The following is a 21804-nucleotide window of genomic DNA, read 5'->3' as shown; positions in this document are numbered from 1 at the left end:
GGCCCCGCCTTTTTTTGCGGGCTGTTTCTTGTCGTTCGATCTGGGAACTCTTGGCACGTGTCTCAGGCCTCTTTGGTTTTCGCGCTCGCCTTGGGCTTCGCTGGTGCCTTGGCCTTTGCAGCCGTTTTCGGCTTGGCCGCAGCTTTCGGCTTGGCGGCTGCCTTTTCGGTTGTCTTGCTGGCCGCTGCAGCCTTTTTCTTTGCAGGCGCCTTGGCCTTGCCGGCCGGCGCCTTTGCCGCGCGTTCTGTGATCAATGCGATGGCTTCCTCCATCGTCACCGACTGGGGATCCTTGCCCTTTGGCAAGGTGGCGTTGACCTTTTCCCAGTTGACGTACGGACCGTACTTTCCATCGCGCACGGTGATCTTGCCGCCATCCGGATGATCGCCGAGTTCCTTGAGCGCTGCCGGTGTCGACCTGCCACCACGACCGCCGCCATTGGCAATCTTCGAAGCCTTGTCGGCAATCACGGAAACGGCCCGGTTGAGACCGATGGAGAAGACGTCTTCGACGGTCTCCAGGTTGGCATAGCCGCCATCGTGCAACAGGAAAGGACCGTAGCGACCGATGCCGGCCGAGATCATCTTGCCGCTCTCCGGATGCTGGCCGATATCGCGCGGCAGGTTCAGCAGTGCGAGCGCCTTTTCCTGGTCCATCTTGTCGGGCGTCCAGCCCTTGGGAAGGCTGGCGCGCTTGGCTTCCTTGCCGTCGCCACGCTGGACATAGGGTCCGAACCGGCCCGAGCGCAGGGTGATGTCCTCGCCGGTAATCGGGTCGGTGCCGAACGACACTGTTTCTGCCACAGCCGCTTCGCCATCGGCTCCATCGGCAGACAGCTGCCTGGTGAAATTGCAGTCCGGGTAATTCGAGCAGCCGATGAAGGCGCCGTATTTGCCGAGTTTCAGCGATAGCTTGCCCGTGCCGCAAACCTGGCAGACCCGCGGATCGCTGCCATCAGTGCGCTCGGGAAACAAAAGCGGCGCGAGTGCTTCATTCATCGCATCGATGATGTCGCTGACGCGCAGTTCCTTCGTTTGCTCTATCTGGGAGAAGAAATCCTTCCAGAAGTCGCGCAGCACATCCTTCCAGTTCAGTTCGCCGGCCGAGATGCTGTCGAGCTTTTCCTCGAGCGAGGCCGTGAAGTCGTATTCGACATAACGGGTGAAGAAGTTTTCCAGGAAGGCCGTGACGATCCGTCCTTTGGAATCCGGAATGAGCTTGCGCTTGTCGATCGCCACGTAGCCGCGATCCCTGAGGGTGGCGAGCGTCGAGGCATAGGTCGAGGGCCGGCCGATGCCGAGCTCTTCCATCTTCTTGATCAGAGTGGCTTCCGAATAGCGAGGCGGCGGTTCTGTGAAATGCTGGCTGGCGTCGATCTTTTCCTTGGCGAGCATTTCCTGGGCGCGAATTTCCGGCAGGCGGCCATCTTCCTCTTCGCCGGAATTGTCTTCGATTTCCTCGCGCTGTTCGGTGTAGGCGGCAATGAAGCCGTCGAACTTGATCACCGAGCCGACAGCCCGCAGCCCCGCGACGCGGCCCTGATTCTTCGCCTCGATCTCGGCGGTGGTGCGTTCGATATCGGCGCTCGCCATCTGGCTGGCGATGCCGCGCTTCCAAACCAGATCATAGAGTCGGAACTGGTCGGCATCGAGGAATTTGCGCACGCTTTCCGGCGTGCGGTTGAAATCGGTCGGGCGGATTGCTTCGTGCGCCTCCTGGGCGTTCTTGGCCTTGGTGGAATAGGCGCGCGGCTTCTCCGGTACGTAGCGGGCTCCGAACTGGCCTCCGATTGCGAGACGTGCGGCCTCGATCGCTTCGGGCGCCATCTGCACGCCGTCTGTACGCATGTAGGTGATCAGACCTGTGACTTCGCCGCCGATTTCCATGCCTTCATAGAGCTTCTGGGCCACCTGCATGGTGCGCGAAGCGGAAAAGCCGAGGCGCGAGGAAGCAGCCTGCTGCAACGTCGAGGTCGTAAACGGCGGGGAGGGGTTCCTCTTCACCGGCTTGGCTTCGATGCTTTCGACCCGATAGGTCGCGCCGTCGAGCATCGACTTGATATCCTTGGCTTGATCGCCGTTGGTGATGGAGTTCTTTTGCAGACGCTTGCCATCGGCGCTGACGAGCCGTGCTTCGAACGTATCGTTTCGCGGCGTGCGCAGCAGGGCGGAAATGTTCCAGTATTCTTCGGATACGAAGCGCTCGATTTCCGTCTCGCGATCGCAGACCAGCCGAAGAGAGACAGACTGGACGCGGCCGGCGGACCTGGCGCCGGGAAGCTTGCGCCAAAGGACAGGAGAAAGATTGAACCCGACGAGGTAGTCCAGCGCGCGGCGGGCGAGATAGGCATCGACCAGCGGGCCGTCGATGTCGCGCGGATCGGCCATCGCGTCGAGAACCGCCTTCTTCGTGATGGCATTGAAGACGACCCGCTTGACGGGCTTGTCGCCAATCACCTTCTTCTTCTTCAGGACATCGAGCACATGCCAGGAAATGGCTTCTCCCTCGCGATCCGGGTCGGTCGCGAGAAACAGTCCGTCGGACTTCTTGACGGCGTCGGCGATTTCGTTGAGGCGTTTTGCAGAGGCGGCGTCGACTTCCCAGGACATGCTGAAGTCGTCATCCGGCCGGACTGATCCATCCTTTGCCGGTAGATCCCGAACGTGACCAAAGGAGGCAAGCACCTTGTAGCCGGGTCCGAGATACTTGTTGATTGTCTTTGCCTTTGCAGGCGATTCCACCACCACTACATTCATATTTGTTTCCGCCAGATGGCCTTCCGGTCGCCACGCCCATGCGCAAAACCGGTACGTTTTAGGGTTCCGGTCGCTCCGTCTCTCTATCCATCAATCGCGCGCTTATAGCCTTCACCGCCAGCGCAATGCAATCCACTGGCCCGACATTCCTGTTAAACCGGGCATTGAGGGGTTTTGCGAAAGGCTTAGATGGCGATGATGTGCCGAATTGCAACGAAAAACAACCTAGAATAGAATGCAACCGTATTGCAATTAATGATAAATAATGTATCGTGAGGCCAATGGTTTTGCTGGTTGGACCTGCAGCCAAAAATAGAAAAGCGGTGCAACGATGATTGCAAAGGCGAATTCGGATAGTCCTCTGCCCAGAGGCACTCTGGAGCGGATTTCCTACATCAAGCAGATGCTGGCGGAACTCTCCCAGGTTGCACGAACGGAGCGTGCGGAATTGCTGGTCTATCTGCTGGAAATGGCCTTCACTGAAGCAGGCGATCTGCTGTCGGGCAAATCGGTGACGAGCTTAGCTCATGTCAATCGAAACGAGACCGGACGCGTGCCGATGCAGTCGGCCGGCAAGGTCAAGTTCGAGTAAGACGAGATAGACCGTTTGGGCTGATGATCCGGTGTGGCGGATGACGTCGTCGATCTCGGTGGGGGTTGGCCCGAGGGCATCGACAATACGGGCCCGTTCTCCGTCGCTTGGCGGCAGCCCGATCGGCTTTTCATCCTCGATGGGAGGCTCCTGCATATCCTGGCTCTGGAACAGATCGAGCTGGCTGACCGGTGCCATTGATCGCAGCACGTCTTCCGCCTCCGTCACGATCTGCGCTCCATCCTTCAGCAAGCCATTTCCACCGTGGCTGCGTGGATCGAGCGGCGAGCCCGGCACGGCAAATACCTGGCGTCCGAAATTGGCGGCGTAGCGTGCCGTAATCAGCGAGCCGGATTTGGCGGCGGCCTCGATCACCACGAGACCGAGCCCGATGCCGGCGATCAGCCTGTTCCGGCGCGGAAAATCCCGCGCACGCGGTTCCCAGCCGAAAGGCATTTCGGAGAGCGCGACGCCATCGCCCGCAGCAATCTGGTCTAGCAGCGCGCGGTTTTCTTCAGGGTAGGGCTGGTCAAGTCCACCGGCCAGAACGGCCACAGTGCCGGTCTCGATACTGGCGAGGTGCGCTGCCGTATCGATGCCACGCGCCAGACCCGATACAATGGCATATCCGGCTCTGCCGATATCGCGTGCGAACATTGCCGCCAGTTTTGCTCCCGATACCGAACAATTACGGGAACCGACGATGCCGATTGCAGGTCGAATCAGCGTTTTTGCAACGCCCTTGATGGCAATGAGCGGCGGCGCGCCCTCTATCTGGCGGAGAGCCATGGGATAGTTGGGTTCGCCGATCCCGACAAAGCGCGCACCTTGGCGCCTGGCAAAGTCAAGTTCGGCTTCTGCCTCTTGCCTGGTGGCTACCCGCACGACTTTGGTGGAGCCGCCGCGCTGCGACAACTCGGGTAACATTTGCAATGCGCTTTCAGCCGAGCCGAAATGATTGATGAGGTCGCGGAATGTAGCAGGCCCGACATTGTCGGAGCGGATGAGACGAAGCCAGGCAATCCGTTGCCGGTCGGTGAGCGCTATACCTTTGGAACCTGCGCTCACTGCATCCATACCAACCTATCCCTTTTTGCCGATCTTGCTTTCGCCTCCGGAAAGCAGCCTTTCAATATTTGCGCGGTGCTTGATCCAGATAATGACAGTCATGATGGTGGCGAGTGCCGCCAGCTTGGGATCTGCCGTCGCCCACAGTACCAGCGGGACTGCCACGCTTGCAACCAGAGCCGACAAGGAAGAGTAGCGAGTGATTGCAGCGGTTGCAATCCAGACAAGCATGAAAAGCAGGCCCATCTGCCAGGCGAGGCCGAACATAACACCGATAAAGGTTGCCACACCCTTGCCGCCCTTGAAACCGAGCCAGACCGGGAAGATATGGCCGATGAAGGCGAAGAAGCCAGCGATCAATCCGGCTTCGAAACCGAGAAAATGGGTGGCAAGAAGCGCTGGCACAGTGCCCTTCAGCGCATCCAGGATCAGTGTCGCTGCCGCCAGTCCCTTGTTGCCGGTGCGCAGCACGTTGGTGGCGCCGATATTGCCCGAGCCGATGGAGCGCACGTCACCGAGGCCGGCCATCTTCGTGAGGATCAGCCCGAACGGCACCGAGCCCGACAGATAGCCCATCACGGCGCAAATCAGCGCCGGCACTCCCGCGATGTTCCAGATTGTCAGTGCGCCCATCTGCTATTTATCCCCCACACGACGAATATCTATTACAAAGAAAATACTTTCTTGCCACCCACATAGGTTGCGACCGCCCGCCCCGAGAAACGCGCATCTTCGAATGGCGTGTTCTTGGAACGGGACACCAACTGGTCCTTGGCGCAGACCCATGGTTCCTCAAGATCGATCAGCGTGATATCGGCCGCGGCACCCGGCTTCAGCGTGCCGCCGGGCAGGCCGAAGATTTCAGCGGGCTTGGTCGACATGGCATCGATTAACCGCATCAGACTGACAGATCCGTTATGATGAAGCCTCAGCGCCGCAGCCAGCATGGTTTCAAGGCCGACTGCACCATTGGCTGCCTCGGCAAAGGGCAAACGCTTGGTGTCGACATCCTGCGGATCGTGCGAGGAGACGATGATGTCGATCTCGCCGTTGCTCAAAGCTTCCACCATCGCCACGCGATCGTCCTCGGAGCGCAGCGGCGGATAGAGCTTGAAGAAGGTTCGGTATTCGCCGATGTCGTTTTCGTTCAGCGACAGATTGTTGATCGAGATACCCGATGTCACTTTCGCGCCGCGCTTTTTCGCGGTCGCGATTGCCTCAACAGAACCCGGAACGGAAATCTGCGCGGCATGATAGCGGCCCTGCGTGAGCGCCGCGATCCGGAGATCGCTCTCCAGCGGAATGATTTCTGCCTCGCGTGGAATGCCGGAAAGGCCGAGCCAGGAGGCAAGCAGGCCTTCGTTCATCACGCCTTCCGCGCCGAGATACTTGTCGCGCGCTTCCAGCGATATTACGGCATCGAAATTGCGCGCATAGGTCAGCGCCCGGCGCAGCACCTGCGCATTGTGGATCGCATTGCGGCCATTGGTGAATGCCACGGCACCGGCTTCCCGAAGTAGCCCGATCTCGGTCATCTCGTCGCCGCTCAAACCCTTGGTCAGGGCTGCGGCCGGATAAATGTTGACCGCCGAGGCATCGCGGGAATTCTTGCGGACGAATTCCACCAGCGCGATATCGTCGATGACAGGATCGGTGTCCGGCATCATGATGAACGAGGTGATGCCGCCGGCAGCAGCTGCCTTGCCGGCCGAGGCGATGGTCTCGCGATGTTCGCCGCCGGGCTCGCCGGTAAAGACGCGCGCGTCGATCAGGCCCGGAACGGCAACAAGTCCGTTGCAGTCGCGGACCTTTGCGCCATCAGGCGTACCCTGGTTGAGCGCATCCTTGCCGGCGGCTTCGATCTTGCCGTTGCGGATGATGATCGTGCCGACCTCATCGAGGTTTCGCGACGGATCGACGATGCGGGCATTCTTGAGAACGGTGATGTCGCTCATGCGCGTTCTCCAAGGTTCTGGTTGATCAGCAGCGCTTCCATCACGGCCATGCGCACCGCGACCCCCATCTCGACCTGCTCGCCGATCACGCTCTGCGGACCGTCGGCAATCTCCGAAGCGATCTCGACGCCGCGGTTCATCGGGCCGGGATGCATGACCAGCGCGTCGTCCTTGGCTGCTTTCAGCTTTTCGGCGTCGAGGCCGAAATAGTGGAAGTATTCGCGCACCGAGGGCACGAAGGCGCCCGACATGCGCTCGCGCTGCAGGCGCAGCATCATCACGACGTCGGCATCTTTCAGACCTTCCTTCATGTCGTGGTAAACTTCAGCACCCATCTCGGCGATGCCCGAAGGCAGAAGCGTCGGCGGCGCGACGACCCGGACACGGGCGCCCATCGCGTTCAGCAGCAGGATATTGGAGCGCGCGACACGCGAATGCAGCACGTCGCCGCAGATCGCCACGATGATCCGGGACAGCTTGCCTTTGGCCCGGCGAATAGTCAGGGCATCAAGCAGCGCTTGTGTCGGATGCTCGTGCTGGCCGTCGCCGGCATTGACGACCGCACAGGAGACTTTTTGCGAAAGCAACGCCGCAGCGCCCGCTGCGGAATGGCGGATCACCAGCACGTCGGGCCGCATCGCATTCAGCGTCATCGCCGTATCGATGAGCGTTTCGCCCTTCTTGACCGAGGAGTTGCCGACCGACATGTTCATGACATCGGCGCCGAGGCGCTTGCCCGCGAGTTCGAACGACGCCTGGGTGCGTGTCGATGCCTCGAAAAACAGGTTGATCTGGGTAAGACCGCGAAGCGTCGACGTCTTCTTCTCGCGCTGGCGCGAAATCTTGACCGCTTCATCGGCCTTGTCGAGGAGGAGGCCGATATCCTGTTCAGTCAGGCCCTTGATGCCGAGCAGATGACGGTGCGGAAAAGAGACCATTTGCGAAGATCCTTCCTTTATTTCCGAGGCTCTATAAGGGCAGGATAGGCAAGGGGCAAGTACGGATGCGGGCGAAAATACCCGGATCCCCAGCCGACTTGAAAGGTGCGGCCGCAAAGTTTATGATCCCGGAGTGGAAGACAGGCTTTCGCCTGTCTTCCGTTTGCTTAGTGGCTAATGAAGATCCGGATAGTGACTTGCCAGCCCGTCCGGGTCTTCTTCACCTCAAGCGTGATGCTTAATGGTTTCCACCACATCGCATGCACCTCCAGATATCAGCGAGGCTGTCGCCGCAGCCGGAGCAGCCCATCCTCTCCGGTAGCGCCGGCTGGCACGGCGCACTCTGCTTTAGCTGATATCCTGCAATCATAAAATGCAAGTTACGGAATACGCAAGCATCGTCGGTTCGACAAAACCAAGCACTGCATACTTGTTTTCAACAGGGATTCACGCAACATGCCTTCACTGCGCATGCAATCTCGTGCGAATCCTCTTAGACGGCCGATATGACCAGCACAACGTCTCTTGATCTCACCCCGGAAGAAGTAAACCAGCCCGAGCCTTGGAGCGGCGTCAACGCCTATCGCTCCGATCCGCTGCTGGTCGATATTTCATCCACTATGCCGCGAGCTCTGCGTGAGGAGTTCGAGCAAATCGGGCGTTATGCCACTTCGCACGAAGCGCAAGAGTTGGCGCGCATGGCCAACGATGGCACGCCGACACTGAGGACGCACGGTCCTCGCGGCGAGCGGCTGGATGTGGTGGATTTTCATCCCGCCTATCACGCTTTGATGCGCCGGTCGGTGTCGAACGGTCTGTCGTCTTCGGTCTGGGAGAACCGGCCGGATGAGAAGGGTATCGCCCATCAGGCCCGCGCTGTCCGCTTCTTTCTGACGTCACAGCTGGAATGCGGGCATCTCTGCCCCTTGACCATGACGTCGGCCTCAGTTGCGGCGTTGCGCACCAACGAGGCGGTCCTGAAGAACTGGTTCGGCAAGATCACATCTCGGCGCTACGATTCGACCAACAAGCCCGCCCTGGAAAAGTCCGGCCTGACGATCGGCATGGGCATGACTGAAAAGCAGGGCGGCACCGACGTTCGTGCTAATCGCACAGTAGCCGAACCGGTTGGTGAATCCGTATATCGGCTGACCGGCCATAAGTGGTTCATGTCGGCGCCGATGAGCGACGCCTTCGTGATGCTGGGACAGACGGAGCAGGGGATGGGATGTTTCCTGGTGCCCCGCCTGCTCGAGGACGGCAGCCGCAACGGACTGCGTTTCCAGCGCCTGAAGGACAAGATCGGCAACCGCTCGAATGCCTCGAGCGAAGTCGAGTTCTCCGATACCTATGGCTTCCTGCTTGGGCAACCCGATCAGGGCATTCGCACCATCCTGGACATGGTGACGCTAACGCGGCTCGATTGTGCTGTTGCTTCGGCCGGCATCATGCGGGCCTCGATCGCTGAGGCCGTGCATCATGTTCGTGATCGCATCGTATTCGGCAAGAACCTGATCGATCAGCCGATCATGACGCGCGTTCTGGCCGATATGGCGCTCGATGTGGCCGCTGCAAGCGCGCTGGTGTTCAGGCTTGCGCATGCGTTCGACAATGCCGCCAGCAATCCCGAGGAGCTGGCTTATCAGCGCATCATGACGCCAGTCATCAAATACTGGGTCTGCAAGATTGCGCCCTCGCTCATCTATGAAGCGATGGAATGCCTTGGCGGCAGCGGCTACGTCGAAGAGCGCCCTATGGCGCGCCACTACCGGGAAGCGCCTGTCAATGCGATCTGGGAAGGCTCCGGCAACGTGATGGCGCTGGACGTGCTGCGTGTGCTCACCAAGCATCGAGAGCAGTTTGAGATGCTGTTCTCACGGCTGCAGCACGATCTTGGGCCTGCCGGCGCCAAGACCGTGGATGTGCTGCGCGCGGCGGTCCTGCTCTGCGAGCGCGACGAAGGCTCGGCCCGTTTCCTCGCTGAGCAATTGGCCTTGGCAGCAGGCGCTGCTGAACTCATGCGCATGGGGGCAGGGCGCATCGCTGATGCATTTCTCGAGACGCGGTTGGCCGGTGGCTGGCGTTCGACCTACGGAATGCTCGATTCGCGCTTCGATTCCCGTTTCGTCGTCGATCTGCTCTATCCGCCTGCGGGTCATTGATTTTTATCGATGTCACCGGCTGGAGATTAAACCGGTGGACATGTCGTTGCCGATGTTGCGCGGTTGCCTGTCGGGAAATAAGGCAGGCGGCGCATATGCAATATTTTGAGGAATTTCATGCCTGTTCAGGCCGACGCCCTTGTGGGCAATATCGACGTAACGCCGGTTCGCGACAGGTTGGCGACGTCAGCCCGCATTTTGAAATCGGCGGCCGAGCTGCTCGCGGAACAGGGGTTCCAGAATTTCGGCATCAATGCCGTCGCCCGCAGGGCAGGCTGCGACAAGCAACTGATCTACCGCTATTTCGGCGGCATGAATGGGCTTGTGGAAGCAATAGGCGCCGACCTTGCCGGTTGGGTCGAGGCCCGCATGCCTGAAAATAGCGGCGGCGGCTTCCTTCTCACCTATGGCGATCTTGTCGAGCGGCTTCTGGTGCTGTTCATGGATGCGCTGCGCAGCGATCCGCTGATGAAGAAGATCATCGCTTGGGAAATGTCCGATAACGCGCCTGAGGTGCGGATGCTGTCGGAGGCCCGTTCCAAAGCGCTGGCGCAATGGATCGACAGGGTTGGCGGCAACATGCAGCCGCCCAAGGGTTTGGACACCACCGCCATGAATGCGCTGTTGATCGGCGCGGTCCAGCACCTGGTGCTGGCGGGGGAGGCGGCAGGACGCCTGGCTGGCTTGTCACTTAAGAGTGACAAGGATTGGCAAAAGGCCGCACAGGCCGTCAGCAAGCTGGTGCGCGGCGTCTATCCCTGAGGGATAGAATTAACTAAGTATTTGTAATTATTGCAAACATTTCTTACGTTGCTGGATCTGTCGAGCGATCGCCGTCGCATGGCGCTTTGTCCGGCCGTGGATATTAACCTTAACAAATGGTTTACGTTGCGTGGAAACTGTTAACCTGTGAGACTGATCTCGTTCGGTTCAATGGGTAAAGTGTTTCATGCGTACAGGATATCTCGCCACGGCCGCGTTGGCGGTTGCCTTTGCTTTCATCGCAAAGGATCTGGTGGTGCCGTTGGTGGTGGTTGCGTCTTTTGGACTCGTCGATCGCGTGATCGGCCGGGGCAGCCTTAAGGCGCCACGCTTCGACATGTAACGGACAGGGATTCCGGTCCAGAACAGGGCCGCGGATATGGCTTGAAGCAGGATTGAACGGGACCGCTTTGCATGCGGCGCCAGCGACATCAGGAATAGGGGAAACCCGGTAATGAAATGGATCTTGTTCTTCTGGGCCCTGCCGCTCGCCATTCTCGGCGGCTGGTATTACCTGTCCTACTACGACATCAATTTCGGCTACATCATGCTGACCCGCCAGATGCATGATCTGGTTTTCGAAATCTATGGCAATGTGCTTGGCATCCCGCCGAAGGATATCCCGCCACTGGTGTTCAAGGCGGTGATCATCGATTCAGCCGTGCTGTTCCTGCTTTTCGGTTTCCGGCGGCGCAAGGCCATCCTCGCCTGGTGGAACAGCCGTCAGAAACCGGCATCCGGCGATTCCGCCCTGGCAATGGACAACAACCTGTCCAGAGCCCCCTGAAGGATAAACGACGCGGCGGCGGAATCGATCCTGTCCGCCCGCTTTTTCCGTGACACATCCATTTCGATCAGCGCCCGTTCTGCAGCAACCGTCGAGAGCCGCTCGTCCCAGAAGGTAAACGGGATGTCGGTCTTTTCGGCCATGTTGCGGACGAAGGCGCGCGTCGCCTGCGCCCGTGGCCCCTGGCTGCCATCCATGTTGATGGGAAGCCCGATCACGAAAGCTTTGACGACCTCCTTCCCGGCAAAGGCCAGAAGCGCTTCGGCGTCGATCGAGAACTTCTTGCGGCTGATGACGGTTCGCGGCGTTGCAAACCGTCGACCTTTGTCCGACAGCGACAATCCGATGGTGGTGGTGCCCAGGTCGAGCCCGGCGATGATATCGCCAGGTTTGAGCGCAGATGCCAGATCTTCGATTGCAAGGATGGTCATGTCGCTCCGCCGGGGCTGGTATTTGGTCTTCGATTGCGCCTCATAAACTGTTCCCTCTGTCTTGGAAATACGGGCGCTTCGCGCTACTGATCGCCAAACGCATTCAGAATTTTGGAGATTGGCGATGAAAATCCGCTGGCTAGGCCATTCCGCTTTCCGCATCGAAACTGCAAAGCAGACGCTGCTGATCGATCCGTTCCTGACCCACAATCCGAAATTCCAGGGGCAGGATCTCAAGGACGCGGTGAAAGGTGTCACCCATATCCTGTTGACGCACGGCCACATGGACCATGTGGGCGATGCCATCGCACTGGCCGGGGAACTCGATGCCGAAGTCGTTGCCAATGCCGATCTCGGCGATTGGCTGTCACATCGCGGCGTCAAGAAGGTAAATCCCGGCAATACAGGTGGTACGATTCACACCGGCGGCTTTTCCGTCACCTTCACCAATGCCCTGCATTCCTCGGCGCATACGACCGAGGACGGCGTGACCCATTCGCTCGGCAACGCCAATGGATTGATGTTCCACTTCGATGACGAGCCATCGCTGCTGCATATGGGCGACACGGATATCTTTTCCGACATGGCGCTGATCAACGAGCTGCATCAGCCCGATATCGGCCTGGTGCCGGTGGGTGACCGCTTTACCATGGGCGGCGCGGTGGCAGCACTTGCCTGCCAGCGTTACTTCAATTTCGGTGTGGCCATTCCCTGCCACTACGGCACATTTGGCCTTATCGATCCAACTGCCGAGAAATTCATCGGTGGGATGGAAGGATCGAAGACCCGGGTCGAGGCGCCGGCCCCCGGTGGAACCGTTACGGTCTGACCGTCTCGGCTGTAGAGTGCGACGAAAAAGCGTTGCACGTATCCGCCCGCGCCTTTATAGCGGGCTTTCTGGAATTGTGACTGGAGTGGGACATGTCCGTTGATGTGGCGACTGTGAAACGCGTAGCTCGCCTTGCCCGGCTTGCCGTGACCGAGGATGAGGCCCAGAAGATGATGGGCGAACTCAACGGCATTCTTGGATTCGTAGAGCAGCTTGCCGAAGTCAATGTGGACGGCGTCGAGCCGATGACGTCGGTGACGCCGATGGTCATGAAAAAGCGTGCCGATGTCGTCAATGACGGCAACATACCCGAGACGATCGTGGCAAACGCGCCGCTGACCGACAACAATTTCTTCCAGGTACCGAAGGTGGTGGAGTAAGCGTCTTGGCTATCACGCTGACGACAGAAAGCCCGTTGCAGGACGAAATCCGCGAACTTGTCGCGGAACTGAACGAGCATCTGTTGACGCTGTCGCCGCCGGAATTCTGTTTTCACCTGACGGTAGAGCAGATGGCCGAACCCGGCGTTACAGTCTGGGTCGCCCGCGAAGCTGGCAAGGCTGTCGCCTGTGGGGCGTTGAAGCGCCACACCGACAGGATCGGCGAGGTCAAGCGCATGTATACGCGGCCCGATTGGCAGGGCCAGGGGATTGGTCGCCGCGTGCTCGGCGAGATCGTCAGCACCGCCATCACCGACGGGTTGGAGGAACTGGTGCTGGAGACGGGTGACCGCCATCCAGCGGCCTGGGCCATTTATGAGAAGGCGGGCTTTGTTCGCTGCGGACCCGTGCTCGACTACCCCGATTCCGAATATTCCGTATTTTATCACAAGCAGCTTGCTGCCTGACGCAAAGTGAATGAACCCGATGAGCGAACTGACCAGCCTGACCATTGCCGAAGCCCGCAAGAAGCTTCTGGCCAAGGAAATCACTTCGGTCGAACTGACCGAGGCCTATATCGGTGCGATCGAGGCTGCGAATGACGCCTTGAACGCCTATGTGGCTGTGACGCCGGATATCGCCCGCGCCCAGGCAAAGGCGTCGGACGCACGGATCGCCAACGGCACCGCCGGCACGCTGGAAGGCATTCCGCTCGGCATCAAGGATCTGTTTGCGACCAAGGGCGTTCACACGCAGGCCTGCAGCCACATCCTTGACGGTTTCAAGCCGGCATACGAATCCACTGTGACCCAGAACCTGTTCGATGATGGCGCGGTCATGCTCGGCAAGCTCAACATGGATGAGTTCGCCATGGGCTCGTCGAACGAGACATCCTATTACGGCGCGGTCAAGAACCCCTGGCGTTCGCATGGCTCGAACCTGGATCTGGTTCCCGGCGGCTCGTCCGGCGGTTCGGCATCCGCTGTCGCTGCACATCTCTGCGCCGGTGCGACGGCCACGGATACCGGCGGCTCGATCCGCCAGCCTGCAGCCTTCACCGGCACTGTCGGCATCAAGCCGACCTATGGGCGCTGCTCGCGTTGGGGAACGGTAGCCTTCGCCTCGTCGCTGGATCAGGCCGGCCCGATCGCCCGCGATGTCCGTGACGCCGCCATCATGCTGCGATCCATGGCCAGCGTCGATGCCAAGGATACGACGTCGGTCGATATCCCGGTTCCCGACTACGAGGCCGCGATCGGCAAGTCGCTGAAGGGCAAGCGGATCGGCATTCCACGCGAATACCGTGTCGACGGCATGCCAGAGGAAATCGAAGCCATCTGGCAGCAGGGCATCGCCTGGCTGAAGGATGCCGGCGCGGAAATCGTCGACATCACACTGCCGCACACCAAATACGCCCTGCCGGCCTACTACATCGTGGCGCCAGCGGAAGCGTCCTCCAACCTCGCCCGCTACGACGGTGTCCGCTACGGCCTGCGCGTCGAGGGCAAGGACATCTCCGACATGTATGAGAAGACCCGTGCTGCGGGCTTCGGCAAGGAAGTCAAACGCCGCATCATGATCGGCACCTACGTGCTGTCGGCCGGCTACTATGACGCCTACTACATCCGCGCCCAGAAGGTGCGTACGCTGATCAAGCGCGACTTCGAACTCGCCTTCAACGCGGGCGTCGATGCGATCCTGACGCCAGCCACGCCGTCCTCTGCCTTCGGCATCGCCGACGAGGATCTGGCGAGCGATCCGGTCAAGATGTACCTCAACGACATCTTTACGGTGACCGTCAACATGGCCGGTTTGCCGGGTATCGCGGTTCCCGCCGGCCTCGACCACAAGGGCCTGCCGCTCGGCCTGCAGGTGATCGGCAAGCCGTTCGACGAGGAAATGCTGTTCCAGAGTGCCCATGTGATCGAGCAGGCAGCGGGCCGGTTCTCTCCCGCCAAGTGGTGGTAAGAGCTTCTGAAAACTGAATTTACGAAAGCCCGCCTGGCAACGTCAGGCGGGCTTTCTCTTTTCGCTATCTGTTATCCTGCTGCGATCTGACCAGTATCAGCCCGCGTTGGCTGATGCGGTAGGGCCTGCCTCCGGATGAGGTGATCGCCTTCAGGCGCTTGAGCCTTCGAAAGACTTCGAGATCAAAGCCGGGATAGAGCCAGCCGTCGCGGCTGAAGCATTTGACATGCTTGATCTTGGCGTTTTCCAGTCGGGTGTGCTCGATCCATCCGCCCTGTGCGAGCAGGTGAAGAATGCGCTGTTCCGCGCGTGTAATGTCCATGTGTGAGATTTCCGAGATGCCCGTATGCGGGCGCAACAAAACGTTCTGACGCCGGATACCGGGTCAGGCTCATGTTTCGTCCCTGCGCACGATGGCGACCTCTCTTCGAGAGGTGTAGTTCCAGCGGGCAGGGCCCTCAGACAATCTCAGACTGATTAGACATCAACACTCCATAGAGAGTGGCTTAATGCCCGCGGCGAACAAACTTGTCAACATCCATGCAACCCAGGGATATGTTCTTGACCTGATCGTGAATCCAAGTTTCGATCACGCGGTAGAGGAACGAGTGAATGACGATAATCCGGGCTGCAAGAGAGGACGAGGCTGACGAGCTGGCGGCGATAGGGATACGCGCCTGGGAAAGCGCGGTGGTCGGTTGGATCAACCTCGACTTGCTCCGAGCCAACGCGCAACGCGCGTTCGTGGATTTCACTCGCCAAAGGTATCTGGCAATCGATGTTGCCGAGCGCGCCGGCCAAGTCGTTGCCTGGGCCGCCCGCGAGCGGCTCGACAACCACATCAGTGATCTCTGGGTGGAGCCGAACTGGCAGGGTCAGGGATTGGGCTATGCGCTTCTGACGCGCCTGGAAACAGAGATCGAAGCCCAGGCCTATGAAACAATTACCATCGAAACACATGCGCAGAACATCAGGGCGATAGAGTTCCTCAAGCGATGCGGCTATGCGATCAACTGGATGACCGCCACATGGTCTCCCAAGCTGGACCGAGAAGTCGATACCGTTGGTCTGATCAAGCACCTGGCTGTTCCTGAACGCCCGGTCGTCTACGGTGAATTCTAGCCCTCGGCTGAATCAGTTTGTCAGCCGTTTGACTCGCCTTGTCGACACATGGGCGGAAACACCTGAAAAGACTCAATATTCCTTCTCGTAGAATATGCCCGTCGCCGTTGAGCCGTCCGCTCCCGCCTCGGTTCGCAGCTTTACGCCTTTGCCGATGTCGAGATTGATGGCTGCCTTGGACGAATTGGAATCGGAGCCCTGCTTGAGTTCAAGATAGGTGCGCTTGTTGAGATATTTTCCGGCAGACACGTTCGTCTTGCCGTTCTCGTCTGTGCCGACGTCGAGATCATCGACGCCAAGCCCTTGCCGGAGCTTGTTGAACAGCGAGTTGGATTGGCCGCCGGCGAGCGTCGCCACGGCATCTGCGAGCTGGGCAATCTGTATCGGCGACAGGCTGGTAGAGGATCGTCCGAAGATCAGCCGGGCCAGGACCTCGTCCTGCGGCAGGGCAGGCGAGGAAGTGAATGCGAAGGATGGACTGTTGGCCGGCCCGCTGACCGTGACGCTGACGGTTGTCGACTGCACGGTCGTCGATGCCACCATGTTCAGCGACGGCATCAAACCGCCGGCGAAGGTGATGGTGCCGGAGGTGAAGTCCAGCCGCTTGCCGATAATAGCAAGACGTCCGCGCCGCATGGTGAAACCGCCTGTAACATTCGGCTTGCTCGAATTGCCCGAGATCGAAATTTCTCCACCCAGTTCCGTGTCGAGGCCGCGGCCGCGCACGAAGATCTGGCCGGGTGCATTGATCTTCAGATCGAGCATGATACCGGCTGGTCCGCCGCCCTTGTTGCCGGAGCTCGGTTCCTGGCGGACTTCCTTCACCTGATTGACAACTGCTTTCGGCGCGTTCTTGTGTTTGACGTCGACCTTGGACAACGAACCGGGAAGCCGTTCCGGTATGGTGATGTCGACGCGGCTGAGCTTGATATTTCCGGCCAGAACCGGGGACTGTTGCAGCTTGCCCTTGATGCTCATATCGCCGCCAAGCTTCGCTGCCACGACCCTGCCGTCGGTGTAGACGGCATTCTTCAGTGCGACCTTGATATCCACCGGCAGGCCAGAGCCGGGCGCAAAGCCGATCGTGCCATCGACGGCTACGGAGCCGCCGCCTTCGAACGCGCCGGTGAGGCTGGCGATACGTGCCCGGTCGCCTTCGAGGTTGATGGCGGCGGCGATGTTCTTGAGCGTCAGGTTCTGGCGGATGACAGTCAGCGTCGTGCCGTTTGTGGTGATCTTGCCGGATGCTACGGGCTTGGTCGCCGCGCCCTTGACTGTGATGTCGATGTTGCCGGTGCCCTTGAGCGCGATGCCTTGCTGGGCGAGCTGAACCGCCAGCGCGGTGAAGGGCAGTTGCCCCTTGACGGCAATCGAAAGCGGCATGGAGCCTGTCGTGCCAACGGTCCCTTTGGCGTTGAGCGACATGCCGTCGCCATTGCGGGCCGTGGTGTCGATCGACAGCACATTGTTTGCCAGCTTGCCCTTTGCCGAAATAGCGAAGTTCTTAAGGCCGGCGCTGCGTGTTTGAGCCAGGGCTGCATCCTGCCAGTTGGTGTCAAACGTGACTGCTGGGTTGGAGGAATTGCCCGCCACCGCGATATTGGCCGATATCATGCCGGATGCTCCGAGCCCGCTCGCAAAGCTGTTTGCCAGTGCTGCGGGCAGGGCGCTGATCTTCGCCTTGATATCAAGAGCTTTCCCGGCGGAGCCTGAGACCTGAACGGTGCCACGGCCGATGGCCAATGCAAAAGCCGGGAATGTGACGGTGCTGTCCTTGATGGCTATATCGACGGGAGCGTTCAGCTTGACGGGGATCTTCTTCGGGGTTGCCGAAAAGGCGGTAAGCTTAAGCGCGATGGCGCTGTCGGCCTTCTGTTGCACTGCGCCTTTTACGACGAGCGGCGCGCTATCATACTGGCCACCGAGATCGAACGCAGTCTGGTTTCCCTGACGGGTAAACGTCATAGCAAGCCTGCGCAGTTCGTTCGCCCCGGACGCGACACGGTCGGCGCCGACCGTCCCGGAAATCTGCCCGGTTGCCAGATCTCCTATCGCAAGATCGATAACAGGTTTGACGATTTCGGCGCCGTTCGATGTCAGTTTGGTCCCATTGGCTTTGATGGTGCCGGTAATCTTGCCATCGGCTGATTTTATCTCGGCCGCTCCTTTGATTGCGCCCTGCGCCTTCTGCCCACCCATGGCAGCGAGCAGGGCAATGTCCGGCAAGTCAAACTCGATCTTGCCCGAAGGCAGGAAAGACTTGTCCAGGGTCATCGCCCCTGCGACCGTATTGGATCCGACATCGAGCTTGATAACGGGAAGCGAAATAGCGCCGCCTTCCGACGTAGCGTTCAGATCGATGCCGATTGTCTGGCCGCGAATGGCGCCGTCGGCATTAATCGCGCCAGTGATCTTGCTGCCTGCTGATGTTATGTCCGCCTTGCCCTTGAGGGAGCCTTCGGCTTTTTGCCCGGCGATAGCCGCAAGCAGGGAAACATCGGGAAAATCGAAATCGACCTTGCCGGTCGGCAGGAAGGTTTCGTTGAGCGTGATGGCGCCGGTGAGATTGTTGGGGCCAATACCAAGCTTCAATGCGGGAATTGCCACGGCTCCGTTCTCGGTCGTTGCATCCACGTCGATATCGATGGGGTTCCCACGGATATCGCCGGTGGCGATGACCGCTGCCGTGATCTTGTTGCCTGCTGATGTTATGTCAGCCGTACCCTTGAGTGAGCCTTCGGCCTTCTGACCGGCAAGTGCTGCGAGCTGGCCGATATCGGGCAGATCGAATTTCACCTTGCCATTCGGTTTGAATGCGGCGTCCAGCGTGATGGCGCCTGACAGCTTGTTCTGATCGACGTCGAGCTTGAAGGCGGGAAGTGATACTGCCCCTTTTTCTGAATTCACAGTCAGGCTTGCCGTGAGTGGCTGGCCTCGGAACTCGCCGCTTGCATCGATTTCAGCGACGATCTTGCCGGCATTGGAACTGATGAGCGTTGTACCCTTGACCGCGCCTTCCGCCTGCTTGCCCGCAATTGCAGCCAGCATTGCCACATCGGGCAAGTCAAAATCCACCTTGCCGGATGGCTGAAAGGTCTCGTCCAGCTTGATCTGACCCGAAATGGTGTTGGGGCCGACATCGAGTTTCAGGAAGGGCAGGGCAAAGGTGCCCTTTGCGAGGCTTGCCTGAAGTGCTGCCTTCACCGGCTGTTTGCCGATGGTGCCGGTGGCGTCGAGTTTCAGCGCCTCATTGGCCAGTTCGCCGGTTGCCTCGATAGACAGGGCACCGACTTTCGCGTCGCGCATCTGCGCCGTCGAAACGCCTTGCGCGTTGGCACGGAAGGCAACAACCGGCGCGCTGCTTTCGCCGATGACAGTTATGTCCCCGGACAGTTTGCCTTCAGCGTCAAGCCCTTCCGAAAAAGCATTGGCGAGGCTGAGCGGCAGTGCCGAGATTTGCGCGGAGAGGTCCAACTGCTTGCCCGCTGATCCCTTGACGCTGACGCTGCCATCGCCAGTTCCTATCACCAGGCTTTCGATGACTGCTGTGCCACCGGCAATGCGGATCATCGAGGGCTGCGCCAGCCTCACGGGAATTTTCTTTGGTGTCGCCGAGAAGGATGCAAGCGTGATCGTGATGCCGCTGTCCTTCGGCTCCACCGTGCCGTCGGCCGTCATCGGCGCACCATCGAACTGGCTTTTCAATCCGAACTCGGTCAGCAGTCCGCGTTGGATAAAGTCCAGGGCAACGGCATCGAGCCTGTTGGTTCCGGAGACGATTCTATCAGCGGAAACAAGGCCGCTTAGTTGCACCTTGGCGAGGTCTGCAATCGTCAGGTCGATGACCGGATTGACGATTTCGGCGCCGGAGGAAACGATCCTGGAGCCATTTGCCTTGACGGCGCCGGTCATCTTGCCGTCGGCTGATGCGATCGTGGCTGTTCCCTTGATCGCTCCTTCTGCTTTCTGGTTGCCGAGCGCGGCAAGCAGGCCAAGATCGGGGAAGTCGAAGTCGATCTTGCCCGAGGGCATCAGGGATGCATCGAGCGTCATTGCGCCAGCAAGCGTATTTTGCCCCACCTTGACGTTTAGGGCAGGGATGGAAACGGCGCCATTGATGGCTTGCGCTTCGGCAGTCAGATCGATGACCTGATCTTCGAGTGTTCCGGTTGCTGCAAGCTTGCCGTTTGGTTGCTTCGGGTCGAGTATCCCCTGGACTTTCAATGTAAGTGCCTTGAGGATTCGGTCGGCAAGCCTGGCTTCGGGGATCGTTAGTTGCGCGGTCAGGGCAGGGGCCGTTGCGTTTCCTGACAGGTCGGCGGCAAATTCCGCCTTGCCTGAGATACCGGGTTGAAGCGCGCCAAGGTCGGCGACGATACCTTTCAGCGCGGCTGTGATCGCGCCTTCGTCATAGGTCGCGCTGCCAGACGCCGTCACCAGGTTTGACTTGAGCGTCAGGCCCTCGAGGGCAAACGCCCCCGGCAGGCTGGCACTGGCATGTCCCGAAAGGCCGAGCGTCCCCTCGATCTTTGCGGCGAGGTCAGGCGGCAGAACGCCCTCCGGCAAAAGGAAGATATTGAAGTCCGACGTCAGGTCCTGCGATGCCGGCGTAAATGCGCCGGAAATGGTGCCGCCAAGGCGGGGACTTTCGATGGTAACTTTCTCTGCGACGATTTTCTCGGGGGCAAGCGAAACATCGCCACGGATTGCGAGTGGGCCCTGCACAATCTTGGCTGCCTGCTCGTTGTCAAATCGCGTTTCTCCGGCCGACAGCGACAGCGACAGGGCGCCCGCCCGGTCGGCCAGGTTGAATTTTGGTGCCGCAGCGCTGAGCGACAGGCTCCGCACGCCGGCCTTAGCCGTCTGCAGAGAGGGAATGATGGCGTTGAAATCGATCTGCGTGCTATGAAATGGCCCGGTCACAGAAAGCGTCGCCGACGAAATCTGCGCATGCAGCTGGTCAGCTCCCATCGGCAGCAGGATATCGATGACATCGCTTGGCGATCCAAGTCGCGCCTGGAGTGTTGCTTCGCCCTTCGGGTCTATCTTTCCAGAAGCATCCAGCAGCAGGCTGTCGTTGGCGATCGTGCCGGACCGCACTTCCAGCAGACCGCTTTCGGAAAACTGTGCGTCGACATCGACATCCGTCTGGCCTGCAAACAGCGGCCGCAGGGAAGGCGGCAGCAGCTCGGCGAGTTGACCGCCGCCGTTCAGGAGCACGGAGTGAAGCCCCGATTGCGACCGCGTGTGGCTGCCGCGGAGGTTGAGCGTTTCGACGCCGTTGACCCGGCCGTTGATGTTGCCTTTCCAGTCGTCGAGAGATCCATCGCCCTTGACCGCGATTTCAAGCGACGGCAGCCCGGGCAGGCGCAGCAATCGGGCAATAATCCCGTCGCCGGGCTCGGCGAGCAATCCATCGAGCGTGAGCGTGCGTGCATTGACCCCATAGGCCAGCTTTGCGATCGCTCTGGAATCGGGACGCGCCTTTTCCTTGGCTTCTATGTCGAGCGAAATCTGGTCGCGGACCGCCTTCGCCGAGCCGGCGAGCGCAACGTCAGTGTCGCGTCCGGCGACTGCAGCCGCCAGGAGTATGGCCGGCAGGTCGATATGATCCACGGCAATCTCTACCGGCAACGAGAACGAGCCTTCCGACGGTTTGGGCTCCACTGTGCTGATCGGAAGCCGATCCAAAGCTACATTTGCCGCTGAAATGTTGGTGGCATGAAACCGCATCTTCAGGAGCGCGGACGGCACCCAGTCGAGTGCGATGCCGTCTATCTTGGCGAATTGACCGCGCGTATCGGCGAGGACAACACTGTCCAGCCTGAACTTGCCCTGCAGCAGGCCACTTGCACCCTTGAGCGACACCTGCATGTCCGGCGTCGAAATCAGCTGCGCCACCTGGTCGGCGGCAAATCGATTGCCCGAGGTCGTGAAGCCAAGCCAGGCCACAGCTGCGACCAGCAGCACCACAGCCAGCAGGAGTACGGCGGCCAGTCCCTTCAAGAAGGTCCAGAGGAAGCGGAGAAAATTGTTCATGTTCAGAAGTCTAGC

General features: G+C 59.8%; 18 protein-coding genes. 10 read left to right on the top strand and 8 right to left on the bottom strand.

The features are described 5' to 3' along the window. Positions 1–62: 62 nt before the first annotated feature. On the bottom strand, positions 63–2756 hold the full coding sequence (gene topA, locus JJB09_RS22740) for a type I DNA topoisomerase (RefSeq protein WP_201663386.1): 2694 nt from the start codon (positions 2754–2756) through the stop codon (positions 63–65). A gap of 331 nt (positions 2757–3087) precedes the next feature. Between topA and JJB09_RS22735 the strand changes: the two genes are divergently transcribed. Continuing rightward, positions 3088–3348 (top strand): hypothetical protein, encoded by a 261-nt coding sequence (locus JJB09_RS22735; RefSeq protein WP_201663385.1) that lies wholly within the window; start codon positions 3088–3090, stop codon positions 3346–3348. On the opposite strand, the gene dprA is transcribed toward JJB09_RS22735, so the two are convergent. From dprA to JJB09_RS22715, 4 genes are read right to left on the bottom strand one after another with little or no spacing between them, the layout of a single operon-like run. After that, on the bottom strand, positions 3277–4425 hold the full coding sequence (gene dprA / locus JJB09_RS22730) for a DNA-processing protein DprA (protein ID WP_201663384.1): 1149 nt from the start codon (positions 4423–4425) through the stop codon (positions 3277–3279). The two genes, JJB09_RS22735 and dprA, sit on opposite strands and share 72 nt — an antisense overlap. Positions 4426–4431: 6 nt before the next feature. Further along, positions 4432–5049, bottom strand: coding sequence for a glycerol-3-phosphate 1-O-acyltransferase PlsY (plsY, locus tag JJB09_RS22725; protein ID WP_201663383.1), 618 nt, complete (start codon positions 5047–5049; stop codon positions 4432–4434). A 32-nt stretch (positions 5050–5081) separates the two neighbouring features. After that, positions 5082–6371 (bottom strand): dihydroorotase, encoded by a 1290-nt coding sequence (locus JJB09_RS22720; RefSeq protein ID WP_201663382.1) that lies wholly within the window; start codon positions 6369–6371, stop codon positions 5082–5084. Further along, a complete protein-coding gene (locus JJB09_RS22715) occupies positions 6368–7309 on the bottom strand; it encodes an aspartate carbamoyltransferase catalytic subunit (protein ID WP_201663381.1) in 942 nt (313 codons plus the stop codon). Before JJB09_RS22715 ends, JJB09_RS22720 begins: the two co-directional genes overlap by 4 nt. Before the next feature lie 506 nt (positions 7310–7815). Here JJB09_RS22715 and JJB09_RS22710 point away from each other — a divergent pair. From JJB09_RS22710 to JJB09_RS22695, 4 genes are all read left to right on the top strand, one after another. Next, entirely contained in the window at positions 7816–9471 is a 1656-nt protein-coding gene (locus tag JJB09_RS22710) for an acyl-CoA dehydrogenase family protein (protein ID WP_201663380.1), read from the top strand. Positions 9472–9588: 117 nt separating this feature from the next. After that, entirely contained in the window at positions 9589–10233 is a 645-nt protein-coding gene (locus JJB09_RS22705; RefSeq protein WP_201663379.1) for a TetR/AcrR family transcriptional regulator, read from the top strand. Between the two features lie 187 nt (positions 10234–10420). Further along, entirely contained in the window at positions 10421–10576 is a 156-nt protein-coding gene (locus JJB09_RS22700) for a hypothetical protein (RefSeq protein WP_201663378.1), read from the top strand. Positions 10577–10687: 111 nt separating this feature from the next. Further along, entirely contained in the window at positions 10688–11020 is a 333-nt protein-coding gene (locus JJB09_RS22695; protein WP_201663377.1) for a DUF6105 family protein, read from the top strand. Here JJB09_RS22695 and ruvX read toward each other — a convergent pair. Continuing rightward, positions 10957–11451, bottom strand: a complete 495-nt coding sequence (gene ruvX, locus JJB09_RS22690; RefSeq protein ID WP_201663376.1) for a Holliday junction resolvase RuvX — start codon at positions 11449–11451, stop codon at positions 10957–10959. The genes JJB09_RS22695 and ruvX overlap by 64 nt on opposite strands. A gap of 124 nt (positions 11452–11575) precedes the next feature. Here ruvX and JJB09_RS22685 point away from each other — a divergent pair, with 124 nt between their 5' ends. The 4 genes from JJB09_RS22685 to gatA all read left to right on the top strand — a co-directional run bounded on the left by JJB09_RS22685 (position 11576) and on the right by gatA (position 14628). After that, on the top strand, positions 11576–12280 hold the full coding sequence (locus JJB09_RS22685) for a metal-dependent hydrolase (protein ID WP_201663375.1): 705 nt from the start codon (positions 11576–11578) through the stop codon (positions 12278–12280). Positions 12281–12372: 92 nt separating this feature from the next. Beyond that, a complete protein-coding gene (gatC, locus tag JJB09_RS22680; RefSeq protein ID WP_201663374.1) occupies positions 12373–12660 on the top strand; it encodes an Asp-tRNA(Asn)/Glu-tRNA(Gln) amidotransferase subunit GatC in 288 nt (95 codons plus the stop codon). Between the two features lie 5 nt (positions 12661–12665). Beyond that, complete coding sequence (locus JJB09_RS22675) at positions 12666–13127, top strand: GNAT family N-acetyltransferase (RefSeq protein ID WP_201663373.1); 462 nt, start codon at positions 12666–12668, stop codon at positions 13125–13127. A 19-nt stretch (positions 13128–13146) separates the two neighbouring features. Continuing rightward, on the top strand, positions 13147–14628 hold the full coding sequence (gene gatA / locus JJB09_RS22670; protein WP_201663372.1) for an Asp-tRNA(Asn)/Glu-tRNA(Gln) amidotransferase subunit GatA: 1482 nt from the start codon (positions 13147–13149) through the stop codon (positions 14626–14628). A gap of 64 nt (positions 14629–14692) precedes the next feature. Here gatA and JJB09_RS22665 read toward each other — a convergent pair whose 3' ends face one another. Then, the gene (locus JJB09_RS22665) at positions 14693–14950 is read right to left on the bottom strand and encodes a YjhX family toxin (protein WP_201663371.1); all 258 of its coding nucleotides are present in this window, start codon (positions 14948–14950) and stop codon (positions 14693–14695) included. Between the two features lie 290 nt (positions 14951–15240). Between JJB09_RS22665 and JJB09_RS22660 the strand changes: the two genes are divergently transcribed. Then, a complete protein-coding gene (locus JJB09_RS22660; protein ID WP_201663370.1) occupies positions 15241–15750 on the top strand; it encodes a GNAT family N-acetyltransferase in 510 nt (169 codons plus the stop codon). Between the two features lie 72 nt (positions 15751–15822). Here the strand turns inward: JJB09_RS22660 and JJB09_RS22655 are convergent, their stop codons facing one another. Next, positions 15823–21789, bottom strand: coding sequence for a translocation/assembly module TamB domain-containing protein (locus tag JJB09_RS22655; RefSeq protein ID WP_201663369.1), 5967 nt, complete (start codon positions 21787–21789; stop codon positions 15823–15825). Positions 21790–21804: the final 15 nt, after the last annotated feature.

The organism is Phytoamicus setariae (assembly GCF_016722925.1).
Classification (GTDB): Bacteria; Pseudomonadota; Alphaproteobacteria; order Rhizobiales; family Rhizobiaceae; genus Rhizobium_E; species Rhizobium_E setariae.
Note: the sequence above shows the minus strand (reverse complement) of the source record. Positions and strands in the feature narration are given on the sequence as shown.